General features: G+C 30.9%; 22 protein-coding genes, 3 riboswitches and 1 other annotated feature. Of the genes, 19 read left to right on the top strand and 3 right to left on the bottom strand.

Annotation, left to right across the window (positions count from 1 at the left end; translation table 11 throughout):
* Positions 1 to 14: 14 nt before the first annotated feature.
* Positions 15 to 113: riboswitch (TPP riboswitch) on the top strand.
* Positions 114 to 328: 215 nt separating this feature from the next.
* The 6 genes from thiS (at position 329) to B2P65_RS04100 (ending at position 4886) form a co-directional block, all read left to right on the top strand.
* Complete coding sequence (gene thiS, locus B2P65_RS04125) at positions 329 to 523, top strand: sulfur carrier protein ThiS (RefSeq protein WP_035133818.1); 195 nt, start codon at positions 329 to 331, stop codon at positions 521 to 523.
* 73 nt (positions 524 to 596) lie between these two features.
* Complete coding sequence (gene thiF / locus B2P65_RS04120; protein ID WP_346879682.1) at positions 597 to 1403, top strand: sulfur carrier protein ThiS adenylyltransferase ThiF; 807 nt, start codon at positions 597 to 599, stop codon at positions 1401 to 1403.
* Between the two features lies 1 nt (position 1404).
* Positions 1405 to 2175: a thiazole synthase gene (locus B2P65_RS04115; protein ID WP_346876582.1), complete on the top strand. Its 771-nt coding sequence runs from the start codon at positions 1405 to 1407 to the stop codon at positions 2173 to 2175.
* Between the two features lie 39 nt (positions 2176 to 2214).
* On the top strand, positions 2215 to 3318 hold the full coding sequence (gene thiH, locus B2P65_RS04110) for a 2-iminoacetate synthase ThiH (protein WP_346879637.1): 1104 nt from the start codon (positions 2215 to 2217) through the stop codon (positions 3316 to 3318).
* The gene (locus B2P65_RS04105; protein WP_346879636.1) at positions 3315 to 3893 is read left to right on the top strand and encodes a thiamine phosphate synthase; all 579 of its coding nucleotides are present in this window, start codon (positions 3315 to 3317) and stop codon (positions 3891 to 3893) included. The genes thiH and B2P65_RS04105 overlap by 4 nt, the downstream gene beginning before the upstream one ends.
* Positions 3894 to 4052: 159 nt before the next feature.
* Positions 4053 to 4886 carry a deoxyribonuclease IV gene (locus B2P65_RS04100; protein ID WP_346876579.1) on the top strand — a complete coding sequence of 278 codons (834 nt, stop codon included), beginning with the start codon at positions 4053 to 4055 and terminating at the stop codon, positions 4884 to 4886.
* Positions 4887 to 4889: 3 nt separating this feature from the next.
* On the opposite strand, the gene B2P65_RS04095 is transcribed toward B2P65_RS04100, so the two are convergent.
* The 3 genes from B2P65_RS04095 to B2P65_RS04085 form a co-directional block, all read right to left on the bottom strand.
* Positions 4890 to 5672 (bottom strand): 3'-5' exonuclease, encoded by a 783-nt coding sequence (locus B2P65_RS04095; protein ID WP_346879635.1) that lies wholly within the window; start codon positions 5670 to 5672, stop codon positions 4890 to 4892.
* 211 nt (positions 5673 to 5883) lie between these two features.
* Complete coding sequence (locus B2P65_RS04090; RefSeq protein ID WP_035133808.1) at positions 5884 to 6093, bottom strand: cold-shock protein; 210 nt, start codon at positions 6091 to 6093, stop codon at positions 5884 to 5886.
* Positions 6094 to 6220: 127 nt separating this feature from the next.
* On the bottom strand, positions 6221 to 7735 hold the full coding sequence (locus B2P65_RS04085) for a bifunctional UDP-sugar hydrolase/5'-nucleotidase (protein ID WP_346879634.1): 1515 nt from the start codon (positions 7733 to 7735) through the stop codon (positions 6221 to 6223).
* A 211-nt stretch (positions 7736 to 7946) separates the two neighbouring features.
* Positions 7947 to 8146: a binding site (T-box leader), on the top strand.
* Between the two features lie 78 nt (positions 8147 to 8224).
* Here B2P65_RS04085 and serS point away from each other — a divergent pair.
* The 13 genes from serS to B2P65_RS04020 all read left to right on the top strand — a co-directional run bounded on the left by serS (position 8225) and on the right by B2P65_RS04020 (position 22238).
* Positions 8225 to 9499 carry a serine--tRNA ligase gene (gene serS / locus B2P65_RS04080; protein WP_346847540.1) on the top strand — a complete coding sequence of 425 codons (1275 nt, stop codon included), beginning with the start codon at positions 8225 to 8227 and terminating at the stop codon, positions 9497 to 9499.
* 194 nt (positions 9500 to 9693) lie between these two features.
* Entirely contained in the window at positions 9694 to 9924 is a 231-nt protein-coding gene (locus B2P65_RS04075) for a hypothetical protein (RefSeq protein WP_035133802.1), read from the top strand.
* 191 nt (positions 9925 to 10115) lie between these two features.
* Positions 10116 to 10231: riboswitch (FMN riboswitch) on the top strand.
* Between the two features lie 335 nt (positions 10232 to 10566).
* Positions 10567 to 11676 (top strand): bifunctional diaminohydroxyphosphoribosylaminopyrimidine deaminase/5-amino-6-(5-phosphoribosylamino)uracil reductase RibD, encoded by a 1110-nt coding sequence (gene ribD / locus B2P65_RS04070; protein ID WP_346879633.1) that lies wholly within the window; start codon positions 10567 to 10569, stop codon positions 11674 to 11676.
* Positions 11661 to 12317: a riboflavin synthase gene (locus tag B2P65_RS04065; protein ID WP_346879681.1), complete on the top strand. Its 657-nt coding sequence runs from the start codon at positions 11661 to 11663 to the stop codon at positions 12315 to 12317. The genes ribD and B2P65_RS04065 overlap by 16 nt, the downstream gene beginning before the upstream one ends.
* A gap of 27 nt (positions 12318 to 12344) precedes the next feature.
* Positions 12345 to 13547, top strand: a complete 1203-nt coding sequence (locus B2P65_RS04060; protein ID WP_346847538.1) for a bifunctional 3,4-dihydroxy-2-butanone-4-phosphate synthase/GTP cyclohydrolase II — start codon at positions 12345 to 12347, stop codon at positions 13545 to 13547.
* Positions 13548 to 13601: 54 nt separating this feature from the next.
* Complete coding sequence (ribE, locus tag B2P65_RS04055; RefSeq protein ID WP_035133799.1) at positions 13602 to 14063, top strand: 6,7-dimethyl-8-ribityllumazine synthase; 462 nt, start codon at positions 13602 to 13604, stop codon at positions 14061 to 14063.
* A gap of 261 nt (positions 14064 to 14324) precedes the next feature.
* Positions 14325 to 14433, top strand: a riboswitch (TPP riboswitch).
* A 72-nt stretch (positions 14434 to 14505) separates the two neighbouring features.
* Positions 14506 to 15147, top strand: coding sequence for a thiamine phosphate synthase (gene thiE / locus B2P65_RS04050; protein ID WP_346847537.1), 642 nt, complete (start codon positions 14506 to 14508; stop codon positions 15145 to 15147).
* 82 nt (positions 15148 to 15229) lie between these two features.
* Positions 15230 to 16009, top strand: coding sequence for a bifunctional hydroxymethylpyrimidine kinase/phosphomethylpyrimidine kinase (gene thiD, locus B2P65_RS04045; protein WP_346847536.1), 780 nt, complete (start codon positions 15230 to 15232; stop codon positions 16007 to 16009).
* A gap of 509 nt (positions 16010 to 16518) precedes the next feature.
* Complete coding sequence (locus tag B2P65_RS04040; protein WP_346847535.1) at positions 16519 to 18246, top strand: ABC transporter substrate-binding protein; 1728 nt, start codon at positions 16519 to 16521, stop codon at positions 18244 to 18246.
* Positions 18247 to 18323: 77 nt separating this feature from the next.
* Positions 18324 to 19307: an ABC transporter permease gene (locus B2P65_RS04035; protein ID WP_346847534.1), complete on the top strand. Its 984-nt coding sequence runs from the start codon at positions 18324 to 18326 to the stop codon at positions 19305 to 19307.
* A 14-nt stretch (positions 19308 to 19321) separates the two neighbouring features.
* Positions 19322 to 20239, top strand: coding sequence for an oligopeptide ABC transporter permease (gene opp4C / locus B2P65_RS04030; RefSeq protein WP_150844738.1), 918 nt, complete (start codon positions 19322 to 19324; stop codon positions 20237 to 20239).
* A 9-nt stretch (positions 20240 to 20248) separates the two neighbouring features.
* Entirely contained in the window at positions 20249 to 21271 is a 1023-nt protein-coding gene (locus tag B2P65_RS04025) for an oligopeptide/dipeptide ABC transporter ATP-binding protein (RefSeq protein ID WP_150844737.1), read from the top strand.
* The gene (locus tag B2P65_RS04020; RefSeq protein ID WP_346847533.1) at positions 21249 to 22238 is read left to right on the top strand and encodes a dipeptide ABC transporter ATP-binding protein; all 990 of its coding nucleotides are present in this window, start codon (positions 21249 to 21251) and stop codon (positions 22236 to 22238) included. The genes B2P65_RS04025 and B2P65_RS04020 overlap by 23 nt, the downstream gene beginning before the upstream one ends.
* The last annotated feature ends 7 nt before the right edge of the window (positions 22239 to 22245 follow it).

Raw genomic sequence — 22245 nt, 5'->3', positions numbered from 1 at the left:
ATAAATATAATTTAATAGATAGCTAGGGGTGCCAATTTGGCTGAGAAGGAAAGTCCTAACTCTAAGAACCTGATATGGTTAGTACCATCGGAGGGAAGCAAATAATAAGTCTTATTTTTATATAAAATAAAAGTCTTGCTTATGCAAAATTAGTATTTTTATAAAAGCTTAAGTAAAGATATAATTTTAATTATTAATATCTAAACTTAAATAAGAAGATATTGTTATATGAGTTATTGAGATTCTCAACACCTAGCATTTGTTAGGTGTTTTTTATTTGTAAAAATAAGTTAGTTAATGTACATAGGTATTGAAAGAAGGTGAAAATATGAAGGTTAATGGAAAAAGTGTAGATATGAATGGAATAACTACTATAAGCAGTTTGCTAAGTAAGTTAGATGTTAATGAAGAAAAGGTAGTAGTGGAATTAAATAAAGAAATAGTACCAAGAGAAAATTATTGGGAAATATATTTAAAAGAGGAGGATATTATAGAAGTTATATCTTTTGTAGGGGGAGGCTAAAGAGAAATTATAAATATATTTCAAAAGACTTTTACAGAAAGATATAGAGTGGTGGATTTGTTTGAAAGAGAAAATTAAAATTAAAGTTAATGAAAACATAGAAGAAGTTAATAAGGGTGAAACTTGTCTTCGTTTAAAAGATAGGCTTAAGCCTAGTTGTGATGTGGTGATACTAAATGGATTTCCTTTAGTTAAAGATAAGATATTAAAGGAAGGTGACAACATTATTTTTATAAAGAGAGGACAAGTTCCAAGTAAAAGTGAACTTAGAGGTGTTATGATGGCAAGGCATACACCAGGGGTACATGAAAAAGTATCAAAGGCAAGAGTAGCCATTGCGGGTGTAGGGGGCCTTGGGTCCAATATTGCTATATCCTTAGCTCGGTTAGGAGTGGGATTTATAAGAATAATAGATTTTGATGTGGTAGAACCATCAAATTTAAATAGACAGCAATACTTAATAAGAGATATAGGAGAATATAAGGTTATTGCTTTAAAAAAACAACTCTTAGACATAAATCCATTTATAGAGATAAATGAAAAAATCGAAAAAATAGAAAAGGGGAATATAAAAGAATTATTTGAAGATGTAGATATTGTGTTAGAAGCTTTTGATAGTGCAAATTATAAAGCAATGTTGTGTAATGAGATATTAACTAAAGTTAAGGAATCAGTCCTTATAGCATCATCAGGTATGGCAGGTTTTTATTCTTCTAATGATATACAAACTAAAAAGATAAACAATAGGTTTTATATTTGTGGAGATGGAGTAAATGAAGCTAAAGAAGGATCTGGACTCATGGCACCAAGGGTAGCAATATGTGCAAATCATATGGCAAATATGGCACTTAGAATTATGTTGAAAGAAGGGGAAAGTTAAAATGGAAGATATGTTAAAAATAGGTGGAGTAGAATTAAAAAATAGATTATTTGTAGGTACAGGTAAGTATCCGTCTAATAAACTTATAAAGGAAGTCTTGAGTGAAAGTAATTCACAGGTTATTACCTTGGCCTTAAGAAGGATAGATTTAGATAATAAGGAAGAAGATATTTTATCTAATATACCTAAGAATGTTATTTTATTGCCTAATACATCAGGGGCAACTAATGCAGAAGAGGCAGTTAGGATTGCAAGAATTGCCAAAGCTATGGGATGTGGTAACTGGATAAAAATTGAGGTTATATCGGATTCAAAGTATCTGCTTCCGGATAATGAAGAAACTATAAAAGCTACAGAAATATTAGCTAAAGAAGGATTTACAGTACTCCCATATATGTGTCCAGATTTATATGCAGGGAGAAGATTAATAGAAGCGGGAGCATCGGCGGTTATGCCTTTAGGAGCACCGATAGGAAGTAATAGAGGTATAAGAACTAAGGAACTTATTGAAATAATGATAGATGAACTAGATATTCCAATTATAGTTGATGCTGGAATAGGAAAGCCATCACAAGCAATGGAAGCTATGGAAATGGGAGCAGCGGCATGTCTTGTTAATACAGCTATAGCTTCTTCAAAAAATCCAGCTAATATGGCAAGAGCCTTTAGTATGGCGGTAGAAGGTGGACGACTTGCTTATTTATCAAAATTTGGGACTGTTTCTAAAAGTGGAAATGCATCCTCACCACTCACAGGATTTTTAGGAGAGTAAAAAACTTTACACTAACGGAAAATTTGAGGAGATGAAAAAATGAGTTTTTATAGTACCATAGAAAAATTTAAGGATTTTGACTTTAATAGATATTGGAGTAGGGTAAAAGCAGAAGATGTAGAGAGAAGTATTAATGAAAAAAATCCAAATTATGAGGACTTGCTTAATTTATTATCACCAGTAGGAGAAAAAGTATTAGAAGATATGGCAGTAAAGGCAAGGGAATTATCGTTAAGACACTTTGGAAGAACTATTTTATTATATACTCCAATTTATATTTCAAATTATTGTGTTAATAAATGCTCTTATTGTGGATATAATCTTGAAAATTCTATAAGTAGAAAAAAGCTAACTTTGGAGGAAATAAAATCAGAATCAGAAGCAGTTGCTAAACAAGGATTTAAGCACATTATTCTATTAACAGGAGAAAGTCAAATTCATTCCCCAACTAGGTATATAGTAGATGCTATAAAAGTAATGAAAGAATACTTTCCATCTATAACCTTAGAGGTACAGCCTTTAAGTGAAGAGGATTATAAAAAAACTGTAGAAGTAGGAGCAGAAGGTCTTACTGTATACCAAGAAACCTATGATGAAGAAATTTATGATAGAGTTCATTTATCAGGACCTAAAAAGAATTATAAATTTAGATTAGATGCTCCAGAAAGAGGAGCAAGAGCTGGAATGAGAAGTATAAGTATAGGAGCTCTTCTTGGACTAGGTGATTTTAGAAGAGATGCCTTTTTCACAGCTCTTCATGGAGAGTATATTAGAAAGAAATATCCACATGTAGAAGTGACTTATTCACCTCCAAGAATCAGACCTTGTGAGGGAGGATTAAAGGAGTTAAACCCAGTGGAAGATAAAAAAATGGTACAAGTTATGTTAGCTTATAAAATCTTTGCACAGCAAAGTGGAATAAATGTTTCTACACGAGAAGATCATGAAATGAGAAAAAACCTTATACCTTTAGGAATCACCAAGATGAGTGCAGGTGTGTCTACAGAGGTTGGAGGTCATGCATTAAAAACTAAAGGTACATCACAATTTTCCATAAATGATGAAGGTTCAGTAGAAGAAATAAAAGAAATGATAATAGAAGCAGGGTTTCAACCAATATTTAAGGATTGGGAAAGAATTTGATTTACCTAATAACAAATAGGCATTTAGTTAGTGAAGAAAAATATTTTAAAACCCTGCAAGAAGCTTCACTGGCTGGTGTGGATAGAATAATATTAAGAGAAAAAGATTTAGATGATGAAGAATTAGAAAGGCTTTATTATAAAATAAAGGAGCTAGTAATTGGAAGTACTGAGATAATAATAAATTCTAATATGAAAATTTATGAAAAAGTAAAGGAAAGAACTGTTCATCTATCTTTTAAAGATTTTATGAATTTAGATAATAAAAAGAAATTTAATGTAGGAGTTTCTGTACATTCTTTAGAAGAAGGTATAAGGGCAGATAAAAAGGGGTGTAGCTATATACTAGCATCTCATATATTTTCTACCAAGTGTAAAGATGGATTAAAACCTAAGGGCGTTGAATTTATTCAAGAATTAAAGAAAGTAGTTACTTGTCCTATCATAGCTTTAGGTGGAATTTCAACAGAAAATGCTTCCAAGGTTATAGAAGCAGGAGCTGATGGAGTAGCATTAATGTCTACATTTTTTTATTGTGAAGACGTATATGATCTAGTTAGAACCTTAAAATACTAATAGTTATTTCTAAATAATAAAAATTATCCATTGCAAATATATCTTCTATTATAGTATCATTGTATTAAAGTTAGATTATTGAAATTTAAATTACAAGGGATATAGAAATAGAATATAAAATTAGAAGTTTTGCAATAATAGAAGATGGAGGTAATGAAAATGTTAAATATAGGATGTCACTTATCTACAACCAAGGGTTTTGAAAATATGGGAAAGGAAGCACTTTCAATAGGAGCTAATACCTTTCAATTTTTTACTAGAAATCCTAGGGGTGGAAAGGCAAAGGCTATAGATGAAAAAGATGTTGCTGCCCTTTTAAGAATAATGGAAGAAAATAAATTTAGTACTATATTGGCTCATGCACCTTACACATTGAATGCTTGTTCAGCAGATGAAAACACTAGAAAATTTGCATTAGAAATGATGACAGATGATTTATTAAGAATGGAGTACTTACCTAATAATTTATATAATTTTCACCCAGGTAGTCATGTTAAACAAGGCGTAGAAGTTGGAATTAATTATATTGTAGATATGCTTAATGCAGTTATTAAGCCGCAGCAGACTACTACTGTGTTATTAGAAACCATGGCAGGTAAGGGGACAGAAGTAGGAAGAAATTTTGAAGAAATAGCTGAAATTATTAATAGAGTAGAGCTAAAGGATCATATGGGAGTGTGTCTTGATACCTGTCACGTATATGATGCAGGATATGATATAGTTAATAATTTAGATGGAGTTTTAGAAGAGTTTGATAGAATAATTGGATTAGAAAAATTAAAGGCAATTCATTTAAATGATAGCAAAAATCCTTTTGAAAGTCATAAGGACAGACATGAAAAAATTGGTGAAGGTTCTTTAGGAATTGAAGCCATTACTAATATTATTAATCATCCTAAATTATGCAACTTACCATTTTTCCTTGAAACCCCAAATGACCTTGAGGGGTATGGCAAGGAAATAGAAATATTAAGAAGAAAGGCTCTTAGCTAGCAGCTAAGAGTCTTCTTTTCTTATAATTACAAATTGTTTTGTTCTACCCATGTTATAAGCAAGGCTTATCATAGACTTTTCTTCTTTAGTTAGACTTCTCTTGTACATTTTTTTAAATTGATCAAATACTCCATTCATATCAACTTTTTCTTTAACAGAAGAGGTACTTCTAGAAGGGTTAGTATATAATAAAGGCTTTATATTTTTATTGAAAATCATCTTTAATACTTCTGCTGTATAATAAGCATCATTACTCGCGTCATGAAAATCACCATGAAGGGGTATATCCAAAAGCTCAATTGCATTTTTAAGCCCAATTTTTATACCTTTTTTACTATTAAAATATTTTGATGCATGGCTTTGCACGTCGATATATTTAAGTGGAAGAGAGGTAGTAGATATATTATGAAATTTTATATTTCGTAAAAGTTCTTTTATATCTACTATCCCCCATACACAGAGAACTGCTTCTTCTTCACCAATAAATTTAGTAAATTTATCGTAAATATTAGGAAAGGTTTCTGAAGAATTTATATCATTATTACTTATTTTAGTAAGGTTTTCCACATAAGGATGTAGAGTTGTGTGAATAGTTGGCTTAATTAAAAAATTAAATGTGGATATCTTTTCGAAATTTTCATTCAATTTTAAAGCTCCTATCTGAATAATTTCAAAGGGGAGACTTAAATTATTGCTCTTTTCTACACATTGATTTTTTTCTAAACAATGTTCTTTTTTATCTTCATATTTTTGATTAAATTCTAAGTCAAATATTATATAGTTCATTATATCACCACTTTTAACATATAAAATCAATTATCTTAGTATTGGTTATGTATTGATTAATTATTAAAAAACATAGTGTAACCAATACCGTACAACTATCTATAATAACAGAATTTGTAGCAATTATATAGCTTTTATTATCTAAAAAGCATAAAAATAGGCTACCTTAAGGTTAAATAATTTAACCCTAAGATAACCTTTTAAATTCAAGTTATAGCTTTTGAACATTCACAGCCATGGGCCCTTTAGCTCCATCAGTAATATCAAAAGTTACACTTTCACCTTCATGTAAATCTTTATTAGTTCCTTTTTCTTTTATTTGAGAATGATGTACAAATACATCATTGCCCTCATTACAAGAAATAAATCCATAACCCTTTCCTTCATCATACCATTTAACAATACCAGTTATACTAGACAATATTTATTCCTCCTTAAACAGTAAATTAACTTATAGTGTAGTATTTGAAAAAATTATGATTTTTAAACATAATAATAATTAATCTTAATAAAAAGAGATGAATAAATTTATTGTTAAGAAATGTAAGCTATTTAATAACAGTTAGATATTGATTTTTATCCACTACAACTTTCTTATGAGCTCTAAAATAATCAATGATAATGTCGGGCATTTCATTTAAGACTTCACCTACTACTCTACAATTTCTATAGAAATCATAACCACCTGCACCTGTTGCTCTATAGTTGTTCATGGCAAGGGTAAGGGTATCATTATCAAAAATGTCTTTACCCTTAAATTTCATTGAAACAACACGATTTCCTACTTCTTTGTTTATATCAAAGATATAACTCAAATTTGAGAAATAGTCATAGTTATAATGTTCTACCTTAGGTTTTAAGAAGCGGGTAGATACTTGTAATTCACCATCAATATTATCAAAGTAACTAGAGCATTTTTCAAGGGCAAGCTTTAAAGTTTTCCCATCTATTTCAATGATAGTTAGGGTATTAGGAAACATATATGTAGAGGTTATATCTCTTACTGTTACATTTTTATTAAAACCTTTTATTGAATTAGCAAATGATGTAACTGAAATATCAGCACCACTTGCATCCAACTGTACTTGATTTATGAAATTAGCTAAATAAGAGCCATTAGTAGCCATGTTTATGTGAGTACTAGGTTGAAGTTCTATATCTAAAAATCCTACAGGTGTATCCAACCACTTTTGAACTTGTTTTTCTAAATTTAAGAATTTATAATACATAGCATTATTAGGATTAAGCTCTACTTTTTTTAATGAAGAACTTATATTTTTACTTAAATCATCATGAAACTCTAAGTTTATTTCTAAAAATTTTGTCCCGTTGGGAGGGGTTTGAGCTATGTAGGTATTATGTAGATATTGTCCTGGAATTTCCATGTGTTGATGTCCAGTTAAAAGAATATGAAAATCAAATTCTTGACACAATTTATATGCTATGTTTTCATTAGTGTTGCTTAGTTTTTCATGGGATTCTAAATCATTTTCAAATCCACCATGATAAACTCCTATTACTAAATCACATTGTTTTTTAAGTTCTACATAATATTTTTTTACTGACTTAAAGGTATCTGTGATAGTGAAATTTTTTATATTTAAAGGCCTTTCCCATCTGTTTATAAAATCAGTGGTAAATCCCATTATGCCTACTTTTAACCCATTTTCCATGGTTTTAATATCATAAGGCAAAATACATATTTCTTTTGTTATATTATCTACATTAGTGCATAGGCATTTTCCATTTAAATTGCTAAGATATTTTTTCAAATAGTCATAGCCATAATTGAAATCATGATTTCCAAGAGTTACATAATCGTATTGACCTTCATTCATTACAGTTGCAAGTGGATGTATATCAAATTCATTATTACTTAGATAATTAGTTAAAGGAGAACCTTGAATTGTATCTCCACCATCTATGATTAGGGTATTTCCATCTTTTTCAAACTGATTAATTATATTTAATATACCCATATTCTTTTCAGTATCATCTCTATAATTTGTAGGATATATGTATCCGTGAATATCAGACGTAAAGTATATTTTTAATTTTTTCATTTTGTCACCTCATTATATTAAAAAACTGTATTTTATAAATTTTCATCAATATTACTATAACATATATATTATTCACATATAAAATCATCTTCGTAGATAAAATATCTAGTAAAAGTAAAATTTAAAGGTAATTTTATTAAGTTATATTATATAGAAATATTTACATTGAAAGAATAAGGTGCTAGAATAATGTTTAATATATATTAAATATCATATAGCAATGATGAAGCTACGACTATTTAAATATTTTAGAGAGCTGATGATAGGTGAAAATCAGTATATTATATAGTCTTTCCACTTCGGAGCTACTGATGAAGAATCAGAGGGGAGTGCTCCTTAAAGCACAGTAAAGAGGTCACTAATGTGACAACTGGAGTGGTACCGCGGGATATAATAGCTCTCGTCTCTATATTTATAGAGGCGGGAGTTTTTAATTTACAGCAAAATAAAAAGATTTAATATTAAAAAATTCATTTAGGAGGAATAAAAATGATAGATATTTATTTAATTAGAAAAAATCCTGAGAAAGTTAAGGCTGCACTTTTAAAGAGAATGGATAGTGTAGATTTTTCAGAGCTTTTACAGTGGGATGAAGAAAGAAGAAAAATATTAATACAGGTAGAAGAGCTTAAAAGCAACAAAAATAAGGTTTCTAAAGAGATTCCTATTCTTAAGAAAAGGGGAGAAAATGTAGAAGATTTATATGAAGAAATGAAAGTAGTTAGCAAAGAGATAAAGGAATATGATGAGAAACTTCAAGAGATGGAAGAAAAGATAAATACATTTATGGAAAGCCTTCCGAATATACCCGATGAGGATGTAGTAGCAGGTGGAAAAGAAAATAACAAGGTAGTTAGAGAATTTGGAGAAAAGCCTAATTTCAATTTCCAAATTAAAGATCATGTAGAACTTGCTAAAGTTCATGAGCTTATTGATTATGAAAGAGGAGTTAAGCTTGGAGGTAATGGATTTTGGATATATAAAGGTGTAGGAGCTATGTTAGAATGGGCTTTACTTAATTATTTTATAGAAGAGCATATAAAAGACGGATATGAATTTATCCTGCCTCCACATATATTAAACTATCAATGTGGTCTTTCAGCAGGTCAGTTTCCTAAATTTGTTGATGAAGTATTTACAGTAGGGGACAAAAAAGATAAAGAAAGTATGCAATTTATGCTTCCTACAGCAGAGACTGCTTTAATAAATCTTTATAGAGGAGAAATTTTAAAAGAAGAAGAATTACCTAAGAAATTGTTTGCTTATACTCCTTGTTATCGTGTTGAAGCTGGAAGCTATAGAAAATCTGAAAGAGGTATGATAAGAGGACATCAGTTTAATAAAATAGAAATGTTCCAATATACAAAACCTGAGGATTCAGATGAAGCTTTAGAGGAATTAATCAAAAAAGCTGAAGCTCTGGTAAAAGGCTTAGGACTACATTATAGACTAGTAAAGCTGGCAGCTAAAGATTGTAGTGCATCTATGGCGAAGACCTATGATATAGAAGTATGGATACCGAGTATGAATGAATATAAAGAGATAAGTTCAGCTTCTAATGCAAGAGATTATCAGGCAAGAAGGGGGATGATAAGATTTAGAAGAGAAGATGGTAATAAGGTAGAATATCTAAATACCTTAAATGCATCAGGGTTAGCTACAAGCAGATTATTACCTGCAATACTAGAACAATATCAACAGGAGGACGGAAGTGTTATAGTACCAGAAGTATTGAGAAAGTGGATAGGTAAAGAAAAAATATAGAAATATTTACAATATATATAATAAGTAAAATATGATTATTAAATTTTTAAGGATATAGAGCCTTATAAAGATAAGGTTGTAATCATTAAAAGTGCTAAAACTATAATTAAAGAAATATAAGATAAGAACTTTTAAGCAACTATTGAATATTATGTAATTATAATGAATTATTTCGATGGTGGGAGGAAAGTTTAATGAATCCTTATGAGCTAATAACTAAGATTAAGGGAAAAATGAAGGACCCTAATTTTGCAGCTAGATTTAATAATGCAGCCAATGTAGTAAATAATATACCAGGACTACAACAAGAGATAATTAGGATAGCCCAGATTAATGATCCAAAGGCTCAAGATGCAGCAATAGAAAAATTACCTAGAGAAGCTAAGCAAGCTGTTCAAGAAATATTAAGTTTATTGAATATGTAATAGTTTAAATTAAATAAGAAAATATTTAATGAAATAAACCAGGGATATTACAATATCTCTGGTTTATTTTCCGAAAAATATTATTGGATAAATAACACTAAATATCGTTTATAAAATTTTAATTAAAAAGATTTGTAAGAATATATTGAAATTATTTATGTAAGATGATATTATGAGTTTGACAAGTTAATAACAATTTTCGGGGCAGGGTGAAATTCCCTACCGGCGGTATAGCCCGCGAGCCATTTTGGCATGACTTGGTGAGATTCCAAGGCCGACAGTAAAGTCTGGATGTGAGAAAATTATTTGTAAGTATAGTAATTACTATAGTTATTTTATCCGATGACTACCAGCTCTAATATTTCTATCTTCTCTAAAGAGGGAGTTAAGAGCTATTACGTCCATGGATAACGGTTTCTAAAGCTTCAGAGAAGCTAAGAACTCTGTTTATATAACTATAATTGTTAGTTTATGTGCTCTGAAATATATATATATTTCAGAGATTTTTTATTTTACGATTAATATTAAATTTTTAATATTAATTATAAAACAAACTAAATTTTACTAGAAATATGAATAAAAATTTAGCCCCAGGGTATTATACTTGGGGCTTTTATTTTATTTAAATAAGGATGTGATTTTATGGATGAAAATTATATGAGACTGGCGTTGACATTAGCAGAGAAGGGGCGGGGAAGGGTTAATCCTAATCCAATGGTAGGTGCTGTAATTGTTAAAAATGGAACTATTATTGGTGAAGGATATCATCAGGTCTATGGACATAACCATGCGGAGGTTAATGCGTTTAAAGATGCTAAAGAAGATACTTTGGGAGCAACTCTTTATGTGACCTTAGAGCCCTGTTCTCATCATGGGAAAACACCACCTTGTGTAGATAAAATCATAGAGAAAAAAATAAAGAGAGTAGTAATTGGAGCTTTAGATCCAAACCCATTAGTGGCGGGGAGAGGAGTTGAAAAGCTTAGAGACTCTGGAATAATTGTAGATATAGGTGTTTTAGAAAAGGAATGTATTGCTTTAAATGAAATATTTATGAAGTATATTTCTACAAAGAAACCCTTTGTAATCATGAAAACTGCCATGTCACTAGATGGTAAGATAGCTACTCAATGTGGGGAATCAAAGTGGATAACTGGAGAAGCTTCAAGAAAAAATGTGCATAATTTGAGAAATGACCTTATGGGAATAATGGTTGGAGCTAATACGGTTATTAAGGATAATCCAGAGTTGACTTGTAGGGTACTAGGAGGGAAAAACCCTATAAGAATAATATTAGATAGCTCTCTTAGAATTCCTTTAAATTCTAAAGTTATAGAGGATAAGAAGGCAAGAACTATTATAGTAACTACGGAAAAAGCTTCAAAGGAAAAAATATCTATTTACACTGAGAAGGGTGTAGAGATGGTGGTCATTCCTTCTAAAGAGGAAAAAGTCAATTTGGAAATATTAATGGAGACTTTAGGAGAAATGAACATTGATAGTATTCTTCTTGAAGGAGGGGGAACCTTAAACTTCGAAGCCCTAAAAGCTGGAATAGTAGATAAAATTCAAATTTACATTGCACCAAAATTTATTGGAGGAGAAAGGTCTAAAACTCCAGTAGAGGGAAGGGGAATAAAAGTTCTAGAAGAAGCCTATGGAGTAGAGAGTATAAGGGTAGGTACTATAGGAGAAGATATTTTAATAGAAGGATACATGAAGGAGAGATGGAAGCCTTGTTTACAGGAATAGTTGAAGAGGTAGGAGAAATTAGAGGAATAAAAAAGGGAGAAAAATCTTCCATACTTTCAATTAAAGCTAATAAAGTTATTGAGGATGTAAAGTTAGGACATAGTATTTGTACCAATGGAGTATGCTTAACAGTAACAAATATATATGGAAATATATTTGATGCTGATGTTATGGCTGAAACTTTAAGAAGAAGTAATTTAGGGGAATTAAAGGTTGGAAGTAAAGTAAATTTAGAAAGAGCCTTAAGTGCTAAAGGAAGATTTGGAGGACATATAGTAAGTGGACATATAGATGGCGTTGGGAAAATTGTTTCCCTGGAAAAGGAAGATAATGCAATATGGGTTACCATAGAGGCTAAGGAAAACATTTTACAGTATATAGTTGAAAAAGGTTCTATTGCCATTGATGGAATAAGTCTTACTGTGGCCTATGTAGATGATAAGGTATTTAAAGTATCCGTAATTCCACATACTGGAAAAGAAACTATATTATTGTCTAAAACCAGTGAAGATACTGTAAATCTTGAATGTGATGTTATAGGTAAATATGTAGAAAAACTTTTAACATTTCAAAGTGGTAAAAAAGTAGAAAAAAAAGATTCCATTAATGAAGACTTTCTTAAAGAAAATGGATTCTTATAAGATTAAATAAAATAGGGAGGATTAAACATGTCAGAATTTTACACGATTGAAGAAGCAATTAAGGATATTAAAGAAGGGAAGATGGTTATAGTTATTGATGATCCCGATAGAGAAAATGAGGGAGATTTATTAATGGCTGCTGAAAAGGTTACTCCAGAAGCTATAAATTTTATGGCTAAATTTGGGAGAGGTCTTATATGTATGCCATTGGAGGGAGAAAGACTTAGAGATTTAAAAATTGAGCCCATGGTTGAAAAAAATACAGATAATCATGAAACTGCATTTACAGTATCCGTAGATCATATTAGTACAACTACAGGAATATCTGCCTACGAGAGAGCTTTAACTATTCAGAAGATTTTAGATGAAGATAGCATAGGAAAAGACTTTAGAAGACCAGGGCATATTTTTCCTCTACAAGCTAGAGATGGAGGTGTATTAAAAAGAGTAGGACATACTGAGGCAGCAGTGGATTTAGCCAAAATGGCAGGTTTAAAGCCAGCAGGAGTAATTTGTGAAATTATGAGTGAAGATGGAACTATGGCTAGAACTGAGGAACTTTTAGAGTTAGGTAAACTACATAATATTAAAGTAATAACTATAGCAGATTTAGTAAGATATAGAAGAAAGACAGAAATACTAGTAGAAATGGCAGCAGCAATAGATATGCCTACAAAATACGGGAATTTTAAAATGTATGGTTTTATTAATAAATTGAATGGTGAACATCATGTGGCATTAGTTAAAGGAGAAATTGATGAGAATAAACCAATTCTAACAAGACTTCATTCTGAATGCTTAACAGGAGACGTTCTTGGATCTAATAGATGTGATTGTGGAGAGCAATTGGCAGAAGCTTTAAGGAGAATTGAAGAAGAAGGCTGCGGGATACTTTTATATATGCGACAAGAGGGAAGAGGCATAGGACTTATAAATAAATTAAAGGCCTACGATTTACAAGACCATGGATATGATACAGTAGAGGCAAATATTAAACTTGGATTTCCAGCAGACCTTAGAGATTATGGAATAGGAGCTCAAATTCTTAGAGAGTTAGGAGCTAAAAAACTTAGACTTATGACTAATAATCCCAAGAAAATTAAAGGATTAGATGGATATGATATTGAGGTGGTAGAGAGAGTGCCAATCCAAATCAATTACAATAAAGATAATGAATTTTATTTAAAAACTAAACAAAATAAAATGGACCACATACTTAGTTACCAGTAATACTCTAAATCTATGGTTTAGTATAAATTATAATATAATCTAGGAGGAATAATGATGAAAATATTTGAAGGAAATTTAGTTGCGCAAGGATTAAGAGTTGGGATAGTAGTAGGAAGATTTAATGAGTTTATTGTATCTAAACTTTTAGGTGGAGCAATTGATGGACTTAAAAGACATGGAGTAGAAGAAGATAATATTGAAGTGGCATGGGTGCCAGGAGCTTTTGAATTACCACTGGTAGCAAAAAAAATGGCTCAAAATGAAAATTATGATGCAATTATATGCCTTGGAGCAGTTATTAAGGGCTCTACACCACATTTCGATTACGTTTGTGCTGAGGCTTCAAAAGGAATAGCATCAGTATCTCTTAGTACAGAGAAACCAGTTATTTTTGGAGTTTTAACAACGGACACTATAGAGCAGGCTATAGAAAGAGCCGGAACTAAAGCAGGTAATAAGGGCTACGATGCAGCAGTAACAGCTATAGAAATGGCAAATTTATTAAAAAGTTTCTAATTAAAAGTTTGATTATGAAAATATAATAAAATTATTTAATTTAATAGTCAGTATATGATAAAATTACCTATAAAGATATATAAATGCTATATATTTTTATAGGGAAATAGTTATAGATATAACTATTTTAATATTTAACTATTTAAATAGTTGCTTTATTCATGCGGAGTTTAGATGATTTCTCATTTAAAGGGTGTAATTAAATTACACAGAAAACAGAGAAAATTGACAAAAGATGTAATCAATGCTATGCTTTAAGAAATTAAATATTTAGGGAGCTTGTATAACAGGCTGAGAGGAAGCAAAAGGTAGCTTCGACCTATAACCTGATTTGGATAATGCCAACGTAGGGAATTACATTAAAAATATTAATGGGACATACTATTTGGTATGTCCCATATTTTTTTGGATTCTACAAAATTCTGTTAAGGAAGTGTATGAAATGAGTATAAGTAAAAGTCAAATGAAGTTATATGTAGTAACGGATAGAAGTTGGTTAGATGGAAAATTGTTTACTGAAGAAATCGAAAAAACTTTACAAGGAGGAGCTACATTAATTCAGCTAAGAGAAAAAAATTTATTCTATGATGAATTTCTAAAGGAAGGAAAAGAGATAAAGAAGATTACAGATAAATATAATATTCCTTTAATTATTAATGATAATGTGGAAATAGCTATGAATATTGATGCATCTGGGGTTCATATAGGTCAAAGTGATATGGATGCAGCAGAAGTGAAAAAGCGGATAGGGAAAGATAAAATTTTAGGAGTTACAGCAAAAACTGTGGAACAAGCTATTAAAGCAGAAAAAGATGGGGCAAGTTATATTGGAGTTGGAGCAGCTTTTTCAACTTCAACTAAATTAGATACTAGAGTAATAACCTTTGAAACAATTAAAAATATATGTAAATCTGTAACTATACCAGTGGTGGCTATTGGAGGTATAGATGAGAATAATATTATGAACCTAAAAGGCTTAGGAATACATGGAGTTGCTTTAGTATCTTCAATATTTTCTAAAGAAGATGTGCTATTAGCAACAAAACAAATGTTAGAGTTAACTGAATGTATGTTAACTCAATAGAATAGACATGGGAAATAGGTGTGCATTTTAGATGGAAAATACTTTATAGAATATATACATTGATAGAGGGGATTGATTTATAATGAAAAAGATACTTACAATAGCAGGATCAGATTGCAGTGGAGGAGCTGGAATACAAGCAGATATAAAAACTATCGTAGCCCATAAAATGTATGCAATGAGTGCTATAACAGCCTTAACAGCACAAAATACCACTGGAGTTTATGATGTTTTAAATGTAACAAGAGAGTTTTTAAATAAAGAAATCCATTGCATTATGAAAGATATTTTCCCCGATGCCATTAAGATAGGAATGGTATCCTCTAAGGATATTATTCAAGAGATTGTTGAAAGATTATTAGAATATAAGGCTAAAAATATTGTAGTTGATCCAGTTATGATATCTACCAGTGGAAGTAGACTTCTTTCAGAGGATGCCATGGAAGCTTTGATTACAAAACTTTTACCTATAGCTGATGTGATTACTCCTAATATTCCTGAAGCAGAATGTATTTGTGGATTTAAGATTTTAAGTAAAAAAAATATGATAGAAGCAGCTGAAAAAATTTCAAAGGAATATAAAGGGAAAATTCTTATTAAAGGAGGTCACTTAGAAAATAGTGCTGATGATTTATTATATAAAGATGGGAAAATTACTTGGTATCATGAAGAAAAAATAGATAATTCCAATACCCATGGAACAGGTTGCACCTTATCATCTTCCATAGCTTGTAATTTAGCAGCAGGTTACGGCATAGATGAAAGCATTTTAAGGGCAAAAAAATATATAACCGGTGCTTTAAGGGATAATTTAAATATTGGAAAAGGGAATGGACCTCTAAATCACTGTTGGAATTTGTAATAATAGTAATTATATACTTATTAAGTTGTTTCAGTTAATTTACAATAAATATAAAATTTTAATATATGAATAATATGTAAAGGTAGAGACTGTTTTAAAAAACAGTCTCTTATTTTTTACGAAGATAAAATAATGTATGTAAATTCCATATATATAATATTATGAAGGTATTGTATTTAACGAAATATTAGAATACCGAATATTTTTAAATTCTAAACAATATAAAGAAAATTCTGAAAATTTCCAAAAAAGTATTTACAAAAGTAAAAAATATATGTATTATTATGATAATGAATTTACAAAACTGTAATATATATATTTAAAAGCAATAAATATACAATATATGAAATTAAATACATGAAATAAAAATGCAATGATAAGCCTAATTAAAAGCTAAATTAAATCTAAAATTGTATTAACTATGGGGATAGGAATTTATACAAGTATATATTTTTAAAATATATCTTTGTATTTATTTATAACTTAATTATTTTAAGGGGGAATAGATTTTGAAGAAAAGAAAATTAATGGCCTTGATGTTGTCAAGTATTTTAGCTTTTTCATTAGTTGGATGTGGTGATAAAGAGAAAAAAGAAGACACATCAAAGGATACACCAAAAACTGAAGAAGCAGAGAAGAAAATTGGGGGTACTTTAGTTGCTGGAATAACAGAGGCATCTGGTAACTTTAACCCAGGATATTATTCATCTGCCTATGATGCTACTATAATTGACATGATATTTGATTCACTTATTACAATGGATGTTAATGGAGATTATCAACCATCAGCAGCTGAAAGTTGGGAATTTTCAGACGATGCCAAGGAAATAACCTTCAAATTGAAGAAGGATATGACTTTCTCTGATGGTGAAAAGGTAACAGCAGATGACGTTGTTTTCACTTATCAATTTTTATCAGACAAATCTTATACTGGTAGATATGGATCTGTTGTTAAGGATTTAGCTGGATATAACGAATATTCAAAGGGTAAGACTGAAGAGTTCAAAGGGGTAGTTGCATTAGATGAATATACAGTTAAATTTAGTTTTGCTGAGCCACTAAGAACAAATCTTGCTAACTGTAATATGGCAATCATGCCAGAACATTATTATGGTGCAAATTGGAAGGTTGGAGATACATCATCTATAGAAGCTATAACAACAAAACCAATTGGTTCAGGTCCTTATACTTTAGAAAAATTCCAGGAAAAAGAATTTGTATCTCTAAAGAGAAATCCAAACTATTATGGTGAAGGATATTTTATTGAAAATATAGTATGTAAATTTGTTGATCAAACTACTGATATAGTTGAATTGACATCTCAAGAGGTAGATTTACTTCCAGGAGTTATTGAGCCAGAGAAAATAAATGAAGCTAAGTCTAAGGATTTCATGACTTTCAATAGTTATGATAGAAGTGGATATGGTTACACTAAATTTAACTGTGAATCAGGTCCAACAGCAGATAAAAAAGTACGTCAAGCATTATATTATGGTTTTAACATTAAAGAATTTGTAAATAGCTATTATAAAGACGAAGCAACTGGAGATGTACTTGCATCAGTTCAATACCATCCATTCTCTCAAGTTTCTTGGGGTATTGATGATAAATTGGTTAGTGAAATGACTGAGTATGATTTTGATTTAGATAAAGCTAAGTCTTTATTAGATGAAGCAGGCTGGAAGGTTGGTTCAAGTGGATATCGTGAAAAGGATGGAAAGGTTATGGAGCTTAATGTAGCTGCCATGCCAGAACATGATATTTTAAATACCCTTATTCCAATGTGGCAAAGAGACTGGGGCGAAGGTTTAAAAATTAAACTTAATATAGCATATCTTGAGTTTAATACATTATTAGATTACGTTATCTATAACTCTGATGAAAACGTAGATAAATGGAGTATATACTTCATGGCAACATCTATAACTACACCAGACCCACATAGTTTATATTCTGAAATCCACTCAGATTATATTGGTACTGGTAAAGATAATACAGCTAGATATAGTAATCCAGAAGTGGATAAATTGTTAGATGAAGCTAAGAGTATTGTAGATAAGGAAGAAGCAAAACCTTATTATAATAAAATAGCTAAAATCCTTAATGAGGATGCACCTATAGTTCCTGTATATGCAAATACTTATTTTGACATGTATAACAAGAAAATAAAAGGCCTAGAAACAAGCCCATTCTGTGATTGGGTAAAAGCATTAAAACATGCTTATATAGAAGAATAATTTTAAATTTCATATAGGCTATTGGCGCCCTGTATAAAATTGCAGGGCGTTATTAAAATAAGTTTAGGGGTGATGAAATGTTAAAGTTTTTAGGCAAAAGATTACTCAATTTAATCCCAGTTATGCTAATAATAACAATAATATTATTTATATTATTACAACTAATGCCTGGAGATCCAGTTAGTGCATATTTAGGACAAGGTTCTAAGACTACTCCAGAGCAGCAACAAATGATTAGAGAGCAATTAGGATTAGATAAAGGACCTGTTACACAATATTTTAATTGGTTGGGAAGAACTTTAAAAGGAGATTTTGGTTCTTCATTAAAATTTAGAAAACCTGTAAGTGATGTTATAGGAGATTACATTTGGAATACATTTATATTAAATATAGTATCTATGGTATTGGCCTTTGCAATTGCAATTCCAGTAGGAATAAAATCTGCAGTAAAGAAATATGGAGTATTTGATAATTTTTGGACTGTGTTTTCTTTAGTTGGAGTAGGAATGCCTTCATTTTTCTTTGCACTACTTATGATTTTCTTTATAGCAGTACCGAGTAATGGAGCAATACCACTTAATGGTATGAGAACTCCAGTAATGGCAGCTGTTGGTTATGATAGCTTCATGGCTGAAGTAATAGACGTAGCTAAACATATGATTTTACCAGTAATAATTTTAACTATTTTAAGTCTGGCTGGACTTATAAGATACGTTAGAAATAGTGTTATTGAAGTAATTAATCAAGATTATATTAGAACAGCACGTTCTAAAGGATTAAAAGAGAAGGTAGTTATTTATCGTCATGCCTTTAGAAATGCATTAATACCAATAGTAACTCTTGTAGGAATGTATATTCCATCTCTCTTTGGAGGAGCAATATTATTAGAAACAGTACTTCTTTGGCCAGGAATTGGAAATATACTATATACATCAGTTATGGGTAGAGATATTTGGGTTGTAATGGCAGCTAATACATTCTATGCAGTCCTAATGGTTTTAGGAAATCTGGTATCAGATATGTCCTATGCATTGGTAGATCCTAGAGTAAAAGTAGAATAGGAGGTTAGTTTATTATGTTAGAAGTAAAAAAGGCTAAGGCTGAAAAAAAGAAACAAGACCTTCAAGCTATGGGACCATGGAGGGTTGCATGGGAGCGATTTAGAAAGAATAAAATAGCTCTTGCAGGTGGTATAGTATTTGGGATTATAGTTTTACTAGTAATATTAGTTCCTATAATATCACCTTATAATTTAAATGAGTTTGAACTTGTTAATAAAGTTAAACCACCATCAGCAAAGCATTGGCTTGGAACTGATGAACAGGGTAGAGATGTACTTATGAGAGTATTTTATGGTGGAAGGATATCTATGTTTATTGGAGTTGTCACTGCAGGTATAACCGTACTCATTGGTGCTACTATAGGTGGAATTGCAGGATACTATGGTGGATGGGTAGATAACATTCTTATGCGTTTTACAGAAGTAGTTAGCTCACTTCCATTTATGCCATTAATGATATCCTTGTCCTTTGCATTGATGTGGAGGGTAAGTAGTACCCAGAAGATGTATGTGGTTATGTTTATTCTAGCCATAATATCTTGGCCAGGTCTTGCTAGAATGGTTAGGGGACAAATTTTATCTCTTAGAGAACAAGATTTTATAGTAGCTACAAAGGCATTAGGTATATCTAATAGATCTAAGATAGTAAGACATCTTTTACCTAATACCCTTGCATATATCATAGTTAATGCTACTCTTGGAATGGCAGGTGCAATTTTAACAGAGGCAGGACTTTCTTTCCTAGGATTAGGAGTAATTCCACCAACACCAACTTGGGGAAATATGATTGAAAGAGCTAGAGACTCATTTATATTTACGAATAATCCATGGCTTTGGATACCGCCTGGAATTTTAATCATATTAACCGTTGTTAGTATAAATCTTCTTGGTGAGGGCTTAAGAGATGCCTTTGATCCAAAAGAGATAAGGTAGGTGTGATATATGGAAAATTTATTAGAAGTAAGAGATTTAAAAACATATTTTTATACAGATAATGGTATTGTAAAAGCTGTAGATGGAGTTTCCTTTGATGTAGAACCAGGAAAAACTCTTGGTATAGTTGGAGAATCTGGTTGTGGTAAAAGTATAACATCAATGTCTATTTTAAAGCTTATAGATAAACCAGGTAAGATTGTAGATGGGACTATTAAATTTGATAGTAAAGATATAGTACCCATGGAGGATAAGGATATAAGAAAAGTTAGAGGAAATGATATATCTATGATATTCCAGGAGCCTATGACTTCTTTAAATCCTGTATTTAGAATAGAAGATCAGATAATGGAAGCAGTAATGCTTCACCAAGGGTTAGATAAAAAGGAAGCAAGGAAAATTGCTATTGATATGCTCGCCTTTGTTGGAATACCAAGGCCAGAGCAAGTGGCAAGAGATTATCCACATCAATTAAGTGGTGGAATGCGTCAAAGAGTTATGATAGCTATGGCTCTTGCATGTAGGCCCAAATTACTAATTGCTGATGAGCCTACTACTGCTCTTGATGTAACAATACAAGCTCAGATACTAACACTAATGAATGATTTAAAGGAAAAAACCAATACAGCTATAATGCTAATTACCCATGATTTAGGAGTAATAGCTCAAATGGCAGATCATGTAATTGTTATGTATTCTGGAAAAGTAGTTGAATCAGCTCCAATTAAAGAACTTTTTGATAATCCAAAGCATCCTTATACTAAGGGACTTTTAGCATCAATACCAAGTCTAGATCAAGATAAGGAAAGACTATACTCTATAGATGGAGTAGTACCAAATCCATTTCACCTTCCTGAGGGATGTTATTTTGAACCAAGATGTGAATTTGCAAAGGCTGAATGTAAATGCAAGATGCCTGCTATAACTAATATTTCAGATGAACATCAGGTAAGATGCTTCCTATATAATGAAGCAATAGATGAGAAACATCATAAAGAGGAGGGAATCCATGATGGAAAAGGAAAGAAATAAGATTATTGAAATAAGAAATCTTAAAAAATATTTCCCGGTTAAGGGTAAATCTGCCACTGGAGAGAAACTCTGTGTAAAAGCTGTGGACAATGTTTCCTTTGAAATATATGAAGGGGAAACTTTAGGGTTAGTTGGAGAATCAGGATGTGGAAAATCTACATTAGGTAGAACATTAATAAAGCTCTATGAACCAACTGGAGGAGAAATTCTATATAGAGATCAAAATATTGTAAAATATAATGAAAAAAAGATGAAACCTTTAAGACAGGATATGCAAATTATATTTCAAGATCCATATAGTTCTTTAAATCCAAGACTGAATGTACATTCAATTGTTAGTGAAGCTTTAGTAGAGCATAAGCTATATAAGAAAGGTGAAGAACTTAATAAAAGAGTATTAGAAATAGTTGAACAGTGTGGACTTTCTCCATACCATATATATAGATATCCTCACCAGTTTTCTGGTGGACAAAGACAACGTATAGGAATAGCAAGAGCCTTAGCATTACAACCCAAATTTGTAGTATGTGATGAACCAGTATCAGCTCTTGACGTTTCTATTCAATCACAGATACTTAATCTTATGATGGATTTACAAGAAAAAATGGGATTGGCATATTTATTTATATCCCATGACCTAAGTGTAGTAAAGCATATTAGCGATAGAGTTGGGGTAATGTATCTAGGTTCTATAGTAGAGTTAGCAGATAAGGAAGATTTATATAATAATCCAATACATCCATACACAAGAGCGTTACTAGCAGCTATACCTGTAGCAAATCCAGAGTATAAAAGTGATATGAGTATAATAAAAGGTGAAATTCCAAGTAATGTTAACCTACCTAAGGGTTGTAAATTTAATACTAGATGCCCTTTTGCTAAGGAGATATGTAAGGAACAGGTACCAGAAACTAGAGAAATAGAAAAGGGACACTTCTGTGCTTGTCATTTTGCAGGAGAGATATAGTAAAGGA

The sequence above is a fragment of the Clostridium sp. UBA3061 genome (genome assembly GCF_002367465.1).
Taxonomy (GTDB): domain Bacteria; phylum Bacillota; class Clostridia; order Clostridiales; family Clostridiaceae; genus Clostridium_J; species Clostridium_J sulfidigenes.
This window is presented reverse-complemented; position numbering and strand designations above follow the sequence as displayed.